Source organism: Chitinophaga sancti, assembly GCF_034424315.1.
Lineage (GTDB): Bacteria > Bacteroidota > Bacteroidia > Chitinophagales > Chitinophagaceae > Chitinophaga > Chitinophaga sancti.
Genome location: NZ_CP139972.1, coordinates 3,076,353 through 3,088,023, shown reverse-complemented (window position 1 = coordinate 3,088,023; position 11,671 = coordinate 3,076,353). Strand labels below are relative to the sequence as shown.

Annotated in this window: 2 protein-coding genes; both read left to right on the top strand. The window is 45.6% G+C overall.

What is annotated here, in order from left to right; translation table 11 throughout:
- Positions 1 to 8 precede the first annotated feature (8 nt).
- Positions 9 to 1,043, top strand: a complete 1,035-nt coding sequence (locus U0033_RS11790) for a TauD/TfdA family dioxygenase (protein WP_072361447.1) — start codon at positions 9 to 11, stop codon at positions 1,041 to 1,043.
- Between the two features lie 33 nt (positions 1,044 to 1,076).
- A complete protein-coding gene (locus U0033_RS11785; RefSeq protein ID WP_072361450.1) occupies positions 1,077 to 11,669 on the top strand; it encodes a non-ribosomal peptide synthetase in 10,593 nt (3,530 codons plus the stop codon).
- The last annotated feature ends 2 nt before the right edge of the window (positions 11,670 to 11,671 follow it).

The following is an 11,671-nucleotide window of genomic DNA, read 5'->3' as shown; positions in this document are numbered from 1 at the left end:
CCTATGGTATGGATAATTTGAGCAAATTAAAACGCATACAGACAAGGTCCGTTCCTACTGTCAATGGACAGTCGCTGGTGGTTAAATCCCCATTGAGTAGAGAGCAGGTATTCCCGTTGGTGATAAAGCCCCGGTATAAAGGCGTGGACCTGGCGGATTGGGTGAAAAAGAACAGGAGCGAGTTTGACGCTGATTTGCTTAAGTATGGAGGGGTATTATTAAGAGGTTTCGATATACAGAGCCTGGAAGATTTTGGCCGTTTTGTAGGCATATTTGATACCGCTCCCTTACCTTATATGTTTCGTTCTTCCCCCAGGCATGAGCTGAAAGAGGAAGTGAAGCATGTATATAATTCAACCGTCTATCCTAAAGAAGAGAAGATCAATTTGCATAATGAATCTTCTTATAGCCGTTCATGGGGCATGAAGATCCTGTTCTGTTGCCTGCAGGTAGCAGAGGAAGGAGGAGAGACCCCTATTGCCGATTCCCGAAAGATTCTTGCAGATATCCCTTCCGCGCTGGTACAGAAATTCCGGGATAAAGGAGTATTATACAGGCGAAAGCTCATCAAAGGACTGGGTATGTCGTGGCAGGAGGTTTTCCAGACTACAGACCGGAGGATTGTTGAAGATGTATGTTATGAAAATGATATCAGATATACTTTCATCAGTGAAGATCATCTGGAGATAGAATGGAATAAGAAAGCTGTATATACCCATCCACAATCAAATGAAGAGACATGGTTCAATCACGTCTTTTTCTTCAATAAATATTCCAGGTATGAAGAATTGGGTATTCGTCCCGGAGACCCATTGCCAGCAGATCTGATCCATACTGATACGTTGTTTGGAGATGGAACAGACATCATTATGGAAGAGTACCTGCAGCTGAAACAGGCATATGATAAAAATACGATCTCCTTCCTCTATGAAAAGGGAGATATCATATTCCTGGACAATATGCTGGCCGCTCATGGAAGGAGTTCCTATAAAGGCAGTCGCCTGATTGCTACTGCCATCATTGAACCCGCGGGAGATAAATAATTACGACCCATCACACTATTGTATTGTAAGACCATGAATTTGCCTCAGTTTCAATTGTCCGCACAGCAGTTGCTGGATTATGAGCGCCTGTTGTCCGGTGGCCTCAGCAACATTCAAATAGAGATGAACATAAGGGGAGATTACCCTACAGAACAGATATTAGCCACATTGGCGCTTGTAACAGACAGACACGATCTTCTGAGAACAGCCTTTGTTTTCCGGGAAGGCATACATATCCCTTTTCAGATAGTGGCAGCTGCCGCTGGCATTGGGAATGATTGTTTTTCGACAACTACATTAACGCTTGAGCATCCCCTGTCTATTGCCGTCGTGCAAAGGGATACAGGAGTGCATACTATCATACTGAAGGCACTGCCTTTGATCCTGGATACCTATTCTGCAAATGAGATACGTAAGGAAGTGATAGCTATCCTTCAGGCAGATACTACTCTGAGCGATGCTGCTGACATCTTACAGTTTGGCAATTATACCGAATGGGAAGCACAGGTCATTGAGGAGGGGAATCCGGAAGCATTGGCATTCTGGACGGAACTTAGAGAGAAAGTGTCAGCTACTGTACCTGTACCAGCAGCATCGGTGGAGCCGGCTGCCAGGATAGCTTTTTCATTCAATGCCGCGAAAATAGAGGCTTTATCTGTTCTCCTTAAGGTTTCTCCACAGGCAATACTGATTGCGGTCTTTGGCCAGAGCCTGTCGCGCTATACAGACCATGCACCTTTTACTATCGGATGTCTGGAACATGGACGGTATTATGAAGAATTGAGTGCTGTATTAGGGCCTCTTTCCAGATATTATCCATTTTTGGTTCCTGAAAATATAGCTGATGATGTACAGCAACTGGCTGTCCTTGTTGGGCAGCGGCTGGAAGAAGCCAGGAACTGGAATGATTACTATTATGTGTCTTTAGCACAAAAAGATTTCCGTTTTCTGTTTGAATTTGATGATACGGATGCGCTTATTTTTAACGAAGGAACGACAGCTGCCCTGAAATTGCGGATCAGTCGTACAAATGATGCATGGAAGGCGACACTTGTATTCCCGGGAAGCTCTTCCTACAGGGAGATGGCTACATTCCTCAGTGAAGACCTTAAATGTAGGCTGGAAGAAACTTTAACGCCACGGTATTATGTAAATACCTTTGATCAGGCATTTATCGGGGAATATAATAACACCGTCGACGATACACTCTCCCTGAGCACTATTCCTGAAGCAATTTTGACTGTGTTCCAGGAAAGAGAGCATGCGATTGCTGTACAGAGTGAAAAGAAGCGCATGACCTATGGCATGCTCAGCGGCCGGGTAAAGCAGGTAGCAACAGCGCTGATACAACAGATCGGGGTACAACGGGGCGACCTTGTTGGCATCATGATGGACAACAGTGTAGAGACACCTGTAGCTTTGCTGGGCATTTTGTTTTCAGGAGCAGGTTATGTGCCATTGGATAGGAATAATCCACCGGGGCGCTTACAGGGAATTATAGAGGAGAGTGGTTGTAAGTGTATTATCACAGATGCTGCTGCTATGGTCGCCCTCAGGGAGCTGCCAGCATCTAAGCTGGGCGTGACACTTGACCAGCTGGAACAGGCAGGTGCTTCAGGATCCTTGCAACAGGAATTCATCTGTGCCAGGCCTGAGGATACTGCTTACCTTATTTTCACTTCTGGTACCACCGGCAAGCCCAAAGGCTGTCATCTGCTGCATAAGCATTTGTCAAATTATATCCATTGGGCGAATGGTTATTATTTCAGGGGTGGGGAAGAAGGTAATTTTCCTTTGTTAACCAACCTTAGTTTCGACCTTACGATTACTTCTATTTTCACTACGCTTAGCAGAGGACATACGCTTTTCTGTCCTGATAGCGAACTGAGTCTGATAGAACAATTACAGTATTGTTTTTCGCCAGCTAATGCCATTAATGCCATAAAATTAACCCCTACACATATTTCATTGTTGGCAGATGTAGAGGTGTCGCATTCGAATATTCAATGTGCTATTGTAGGAGGGGAGGAATTGCTTCCCTCTCAGGTAGCTACCCTGAGAAGGATCGCTCCCGGTATTAAGATCTATAATGAGTATGGACCTACCGAAGCAACTGTAGGCTGCATTGTAAAGGAAATCGCTCCTGATGAGCAGCTGATACTGATAGGAAGGCCTATTGCGAATATGGAGGTACTGGTGCTGAATGAGCGGCAGGAATTATTGCCTGTTGGCGTATCGGGAGAGCTGTATATCGCTGGTAGGGGGGTGGCACAGGGATATTGGAAGCAGGAGCAGCTGACAGCTGAGAAGTTTGTAACACTGGATTTCTTTGGCCCTAAAAGATATTATCGTACCGGAGACCTGGGATGCCTGCTTCCTGATGGGAATATGAAATACCAGGGAAGGATGGACGATCAGGTTAAGATAAGAGGCAACCGTATCGAATTGGGAGAGATTCAGGTGCAATTGGCAAAATATGAAGGTATAGGGCAGGTCATCGTGGTCGTAAAGCAAGATCAGGCAGCAGAAAAGCATATTGCTGCTTACTATACAGCCAGCGAAACATTCCCTGCAGATGTGCTGAAACAGTATTTGCACACCCGCCTGCCAGAGTATATGATACCAGGTTTTTTCATCCCTGTAAAAGAAATTCCCCTTACCGCAAATGGGAAGCTGGATCCGGGAAAGTTGCCAGACCCATTCTTATATCATAGCAAAAATCAAACTGTATATATTGCGCCTACTACTCTTGTAGAGATCGGGATCGCGCAGATTTGGCAGGAAGTATTTCATATCAGCAAAGTAGGGATAGACGATAACTTTTTTGACATGGGTGGGCATTCACTGCTCGCCATGCGATTAATATCCGGGATCAGGAAAGAGATGAATGCTGATCTGGCGGTAAAAGATCTTTTTACCAGCCCGACCATCAGGGATCTTTCAGCACTGGTGCAGGGCAGAACGGCACAGCCTTTATTGCCACAGGTAGTTAGGAAAGAACGGTCTGCACATATCCCTTTATCATTCTCTCAGGAACGTTTATGGTTCATAGACCGGCTGATGGGAAGTGCTCATTATCATATGCCGTCCGTTTTCAGACTGGAGGGTCATTTGAATGTGAACCTGCTGGAAGACTGTTTCAGGCAGATCATCAACCGCCACGAACCACTGCGGACTGTTTTTAAGGAAGAAGAAGGGATACCTTACCAGGAAGTGCTGGCGTTGGATGGCTGGCATATCAATTATATAGATGCATCACTGGCAGAAGAAGAACTGGAGCCATTCATTACAGCCGAAGTGACCCGCCCATTCCATCTTTCCTGTGATCATATGCTCAGAGTTACTTTATTAAAAATCACTGAGCAGGAGCATTTATTGATACTGGTGATGCACCATATTGCTGCGGATGGTTGGTCTGAGGCGCTGATCGTACAGGAATTCCTCTCACTCTATAGTGGTAAGCAAGAACTGCCACTATTGGATTTTCAATATGCCGACTACGCGATCTGGCAACGAAGGCATATGAGTGGAGATATCCTGGCCCAACAGCTGGATTACTGGAAAGAGACGCTTACAGAGTTGACACCGCTTCACCTGCCTACAGACTTTACAAGACCTCCTATACAAAGTACAAAAGGCGCACGCCTAAGTTTTATCGTTGATAGCCAGGTAAGCAGGCAATTGCAGGAACTGGCTGCAGAAGAGGGCGTGACGCTCTTTATGCTGCTGCTGTCTGTATATAAAGTGTTGTTATATCAATATAGCAGGCAAACGGATATTTGTGTAGGTACCACCATCGCTCACAGGCCTCAGCAGGAAATGGAAGCGATGATCGGATTTTTTGTAAATGCTGTAGCGCTTCGTAGTGATCTTGATGGGAATCCTGCATTTACAGACCTCCTGGCCCAGGTGAAGCGTAATACACTTGCAGCATATGATCATATTGCCGTGCCATTTGAAAAAGTGGTAGATGCAGTAGAAAAGGATCGTGATAAAAGCCGTAGCTCATTGTTTCAGGTACTGTTTGTGCTGAATAATAATGAAGATGCTAGTGTGCATTCGCTGGGAGACCTGCGTGTGATCCCTGTTTTGTTGCAGCATGAGATCGCAAAATTTGATCTTACCTTCTTCGCCAGGGAAACAGCTGAAGGTATTGCTATTACTATTAACTATTGTAGTGATCTGTTCCTGCCCCAGACGATTGAGCGCATGAAGGGGCATTATGAAACCTTGCTGTCGGCGGTTGTAAGGGATCGCGGTCAACAGATCATGTCATTGCAGTTATTACGATCCGGTGAGCAGGAAGAATTGTTATCTCCCGTCATGCCTGTTCCGCATGAGTATGCAGGCAATCGTACTGTTATCAGCTTATTTGAAGATCAGGTAGTACGTACACCAGCTGCAACAGCACTAGTGTATGGAAAGCAGCAATGGAGCTATCAGGCGCTAAATGAACAGGCAGACAGACTTGCCTGTCATCTCCGAAATAACTATCAGCTGGGTCTAAATGATCTGGCAGGTATTATGATGGATACGGCTGACTGGTATTTGGTATCGATATTAGGCATTCTCAAAACAGGGGCAGCATATGTACCTATTGATATTAGCCTGCCTCCCGATCGCCGGAATTTTATTATACAGGATACAGGGGTGAAGGTGCTGATTATTTTATCAGAGCATTTGTTTGAAGTGATGGATGTAAATGCGCCTGTCTTTTCAATAGATCTGCAGCTGGAAGAAGCGGTGTCCGGAATAACAGACGGCCCGGGAGCGACCATGAGTGATCTGGCTTATGTGATCTATACCTCTGGCACTACTGGTCAGCCTAAAGGAGTAAAGATCACTAATCGGAATATTACTGATTATTATTTTGGCCTGGAGGCACATATAGGTGTTGCAGAGAACAGATCTTTTGCTTTGATGTCTGCTTTGTCTGCAGACCTTGGAAATACTGTTTTATTTGGATCATTATTGAGTGGTGGGGAGCTCCATCTGCTGCCTAAGGCATACTTAATGAATGCCGATGTGCTGCATGATTATTTTGAAAAGCATACCATTGATTGTATTAAAATTGTGCCTTCACATTGGAGTGCGCTGGAATCCGACAGGGGGTTATTATTACCTGCCCGGACCATCATCTTTGGTGGTGAGGCATTATCACCGGCGGTGGTAGAAAAGATCAGGAGGGCCGCTCCTGCATTACAGATCATCAATCACTATGGACCGACAGAAACCACTATCGGGAAATTATTGCATCGTATAGATTCATCCCGGTCCTATGACAGCGTACCTATAGGGAAGCCTTTCTCCCATACTACAACATATATTGTAAATGGATCCATGGGGCTTTGTCCTGTTGGCGTTCCGGGAGAGCTTTTGATAGGAGGTGATGGTATCTCTCCTGGTTATCTGCACCGGGAGGCACTGACAGCAGAAAGCTTTATCAGTAATCCTTTTGGACAGGGCCGATTGTATAGAACAGGGGATCTGGTACGCAGAAATGAGGCTGGAGAGATCTTCTTTTTAGGAAGAATAGATGATCAGGTGAAGATCCGTGGTTATCGTGTAGAACCCGGAGAGGTGGCAGTGGTATTGTCTGCATCGGAGCTGGTACGCCAGTGTACGGTGGTCGTACAGGAAGAGCGTCTGGCTGCCTATATCGTACCTGAGGGCGCCTATGATAAGGATGGTATAGTAAAATATCTGCAATCGGCGCTGCCCGATTATATGATCCCGTCTCTAATGATGGAGCTGGCCGAAATGCCATTGACACCGAATGGGAAAATAAACCGTAAAGCTTTACCCGACATTGCTGGTGCTACAGATCGTAGCACTACCTATACAGCACCTCGCAATCAGATTGAAGAAGAGCTGGTGGTAATATGGGAATCGCTGCTGGAAAAAGATACGATTGGTGTGTATGACAACTTCTTTGATCTTGGAGGACATTCGTTGTTGGCCATCAGAGTGCTGTCGGCTATCCGGAAAAAGCTGGGCATGGAGATCGCTATTACGGATCTCTTTGAATATGTCACTATTGCCTCACTGGCAGATTTTATAGGAAAACAAGGTCAGCGTACTTTGCTGCCACCGTTAATCAGGCAGGAAAGACCAGCCCGGATCCCGCTTTCATATGCACAGGAAAGGCTGTGGTTTATTGATCAGCTGAGGGGAAGTACCCATTATCATATGCCTTCCATGTTCAGGTTGAATGGGGCATTGGATAAACCATTGTTAGAATCAGCATTCAGGGAAATCGTCAATCGCCATGAATCGTTGCGCACTGTATTCAAGGAAGAGGAAGGCATCGGTTATCAGGAAATACTTGACAAAGATGGCTGGAAACTGGATGTGGGCACCGCTACAGAGGATGAGCTGCCCGCCTTGATAGAGCAGGAGATAGCCAGACCTTTTAATCTTTCTACTGATCATATGATCCGCGCCCGTTTGTTGCAATTGGGGCTGGATGATTATTTGTTGGTACTGGTAAGGCATCACATTGCTTCAGATGGATGGTCTGTATCGCTGATCGTGAATGAGCTCACGGAATTGTATTGTGCAGGCAAAGAGAAACGCGTTTCTCAATTGCCAGTGTTACCTCTTCAGTATGCAGATTATACATTATGGCAACGGGCATATTTGTCCGGAGAATTGCTGGATGCACAGCTGTCCTTCTGGAAAGAACAATTACAGGAACTGGCTCCATTGCATCTGCCGCTTGATTTTCCCCGTCCTGTATTACAAAGCACAAAAGGAGCCGATCATAGTTTCATGATCGCTAAGGGCCTGAGTGAGCAGTTGCAGTTACTGGCACAGCAGCAGGGCGTGTCCATGTTTATGCTGTTGCTTTCTGTATATAAAATATTGCTATACCGGTATAGCGGGCAGACAGATATCTGTGTGGGCACTACAGTCGCCCACAGGCCACAACAGGAAATAGAACCGCTGATAGGATTTTTTGTAAATACGCTGGCACTAAGAACAGACCTTGCTGGAGACCCCTCATTTACGGATCTGCTGGCACGTGTGAAGAATACTACTTTATCGGCGTATGAGCACATCACTGTTCCTTTTGAGAAGGTCGTAGATGCTGTAGAAAATGTGCGTGATAAAAGCCGTAGCTCTATCTTCCAGGCATTGTTCGTACTGAATAATAATGAAGATATATCCATTCACAGTTTAGGAGATGTGAGCATCCAACCCCTTCCACAGCATAATGTAATTGCCAAATTCGACCTGACCTTCTTTGTTCAGGAGACAGCATTGGGTATTGCTGTTACCATAAACTATTGCAGGGATCTTTTCCTGCCGGCCACTATCGCACGCATGCAATCACATTATGAGATGCTATTACAAGGTGTGGTAAACAATCATATGCAGGCGATCCATGCATTGAATATACTGGATCCGGCAGAAGAACAGCTGTTATTACAGGAGCAGGTATTGCCATGGATGGAAAAGGCTGCAGCCTGCAATATCCTGACCCTGTTTGAAGAACAGGTGGAAAAGACTCCGGATGCCACTGCTGTAGTGTTTGGAAATATAACGTTGAGCTACAGTGAGCTTGATGAAAAGGCGAATTGTTTGGGGCGTTATCTGAAACAGACCTATGATTTGTCAGCGGGTGATCGGGTGGGTATATTAATGGAAACTTCCAGCTGGTATATCGTGTCGATCCTGGGTATATTGAAGGCAGGCGCAGCATATGTGCCAGTTGATGGAGGATTGCCACAGGACAGGAAGGCGTTTATAGTGAATGATACGGGCATGAAGACGTTGATTATTGTGTCGGAGAGTTTGTTTGATGTGATGGACCTGTCTGTACCTGTGTTTTCGATAGATATTCAGTTTGAGGAAACAACAACAGTAGCAGGGGGTCTTGAACAGCCAGGGGGAGAGGACCTTGCCTATGTGATATATACTTCCGGTACTACCGGACAGCCAAAGGGTGTTAAGATCACTCACAGGAATATTGTTGATTATTATTTCGGTTTGCAGGCACGGACAGGTATTGATGAAAACAGGTCTTTTGCCTTAATGTCCGCCTTGTCGGCAGACCTTGGAAATACTGTTTTATTTGGCGCATTACTGAGTGGCAGTGTGCTGCATCTGTTGCCAAAAACGTCTTTAATGAATGCAGCAGTGGTACATGATTATTTCGCCAGGCATTCCATTGATTGTATAAAGCTGGTGCCCTCTTACTGGAGTGCACTGGAATCAGAAAGGGGATTATTATTACCTGCCCGGACTATCATCTTTGGAGGTGAAGCATTATCATCAGGGGTAATAGAAAAGATAAAGGCTATTCATCCTGCGTTGCAGATCATCAATCACTATGGTCCGACGGAGGCTACTATCGGAAAGTTATTACATCGAATTGATCCATCCAGAACTTACGACAGTGTACCTATTGGACAGCCTTTCTCCCATACGACAGCCTATATTGTAAACGGCTTCATGAGGCTTTGTCCTATTGGGGTACCGGGAGAGCTGTTATTAGGAGGTGATGGTATTTCTCCTGGTTATCTGAATCGTGAGGACCTGACAGCAGAAAAGTTTATTAGCAATCCATTCGGTCAGGGACGCTTGTATAGAACTGGCGATCTGGTACGCAGAAATGCCGAAGGCGAGATCTTCTTTTTAGGTCGGATAGATGATCAGGTGAAGATACGAGGTTATCGTGTAGAGCCCGGAGAAGTGGCGGTAGTATTGTCAGCATCGGATCTGGTACGCCAGTGTGCAGTGGTGTTCCGGGAAGACCGTCTGGTAGCATATGTCGTACCTGAGGGTACCTTTGATAAAGAAGGTATAGTGAAATACCTGCAATCGGTACTGCCAGATTATATGATCCCATCCCTGATGATGGAGCTGGAGGAAATGCCATTGACACCGAATGGGAAAATAGACCGTAAAGCTTTACCGGATATTGCGGGTGATACTGTTCGGGGTAAAACATATCTGGCACCTCGTAATAAAGTGGAAGAAGAGCTGGTGACCATATGGGAATCGCTCCTGAAAGCAGATAAGATAGGTGTGAACGATAACTTCTTTGAGCTGGGAGGAGATTCTATAATCGTAATACAGGTAGTCAGCAAAGCCAAACGAAAAGGCTATCAACTACAGGTACAGGATTTGTTTGATCATCAGACCATCACTGCACTGGCCCTCTTAATTGAACAAAATAATACAGCTACCGTAGTAGCAGAGCAAGGCCTGCTGACGGGCTCCGCTTTGCTCTCACCTATTCAGCAATGGTTCTTTGAGCAGGAACAACCGAATCCTTCTCATTTTAATCAGGCCGTTTTGCTGCAGGTCAATAAAGCTATTCGCCAGGAAGACCTTGGGCGGGCCATCAAAGTACTGGTGGATCGGCACGATGCATTAAGGTTTTATTATGATGGGAAAGAACAAACCTATGGCCCTACAAAAGGGAAGCTGGAAATAATGGAGCTGAGCCAGCTGGAGGAAATTACAACAGCCTGTCGCGTGGTGCAGAGAGAGTTTAGTATTACAGCAGGTGCATTGATCCGGTTTATATTGTTCCGCACCCCACATACGGAGCCGTCAGACCGCTTATTCATAGTAGCACACCACCTCGTAGTAGATGGTGTTTCATGGAGGATCCTGATCGATGAAATGCAAAGCTTGCTGGATGCATATTCTGCAACTGAGGAATTGGACCTTGGATTGAAGACCAGCTCCTACCGTGAATGGGTGAATGCCCTGACGGATTATGCGCAGACAGAACAGGTGCTTACACAAAAGGATTACTGGCAGAAAGTAAGCAATAGCCATCAGCCGTTGTCCTCTGCATTAAATGGCCATCTCTCCAGACGAAGTGAGCTGGTCGCTATAGATATGCGCCTGAGTCCTGAATATACAGCGCGATTGCTGAAAGAAACAAATTTCGCATATAATACAGATATCAATGATATTCTTCTCTGTGCCCTGGGTATGACCATCAGTAGCTGGCGGAAAAATCCTCAGGTTATTATTGGTCTGGAAGGCCATGGAAGAGAAAATATATTCCCGGGTATTGATATCACCAATACAGTAGGATGGTTTACCAATAAATATCCTGTATTGCTCGAAATAGCCGACGATGACAGCATAGGCAATACGATCAAATCCGTAAAAGAGCAGCTGCGTAATATTCCTGATAAGGGGATGGGATTTGGGGCACTGCGTTACCTGCACCCTGAGCCTGCTATCAGACACAGTCTCCGATCCAACTGTTGGGACATTGTTTTTAACTACCTGGGACAGATGGACAATGTGATCAATGCAGGTAGCTGGTTTGAAGCTGCTACTGAGCCATCCGGAGAGCATATTGATCCTGATTATTTCACGAGAGAAAAGTTTGTACTGAAAGCTGGCATTGCCGCTGATGTGTTCAGCCTTTCCTGGAGCTATTCTCCTGAACAATTCCAGGGCGAAACGGTCACCCGGTTAGTACGGGAATACATGCATCACCTCAGGGAACTCATAGACCATTGTACAACCCAAAAAGAGAAAGCAGTGACCCCGGCAGATTTTGGTCTCAATGGCAAACTGGATTATAAGGAGCTGGATGAGCTGCTGGGTTTAGATCAGGTAGCCGACGATGAAGGCATCATTAAATTTTAATG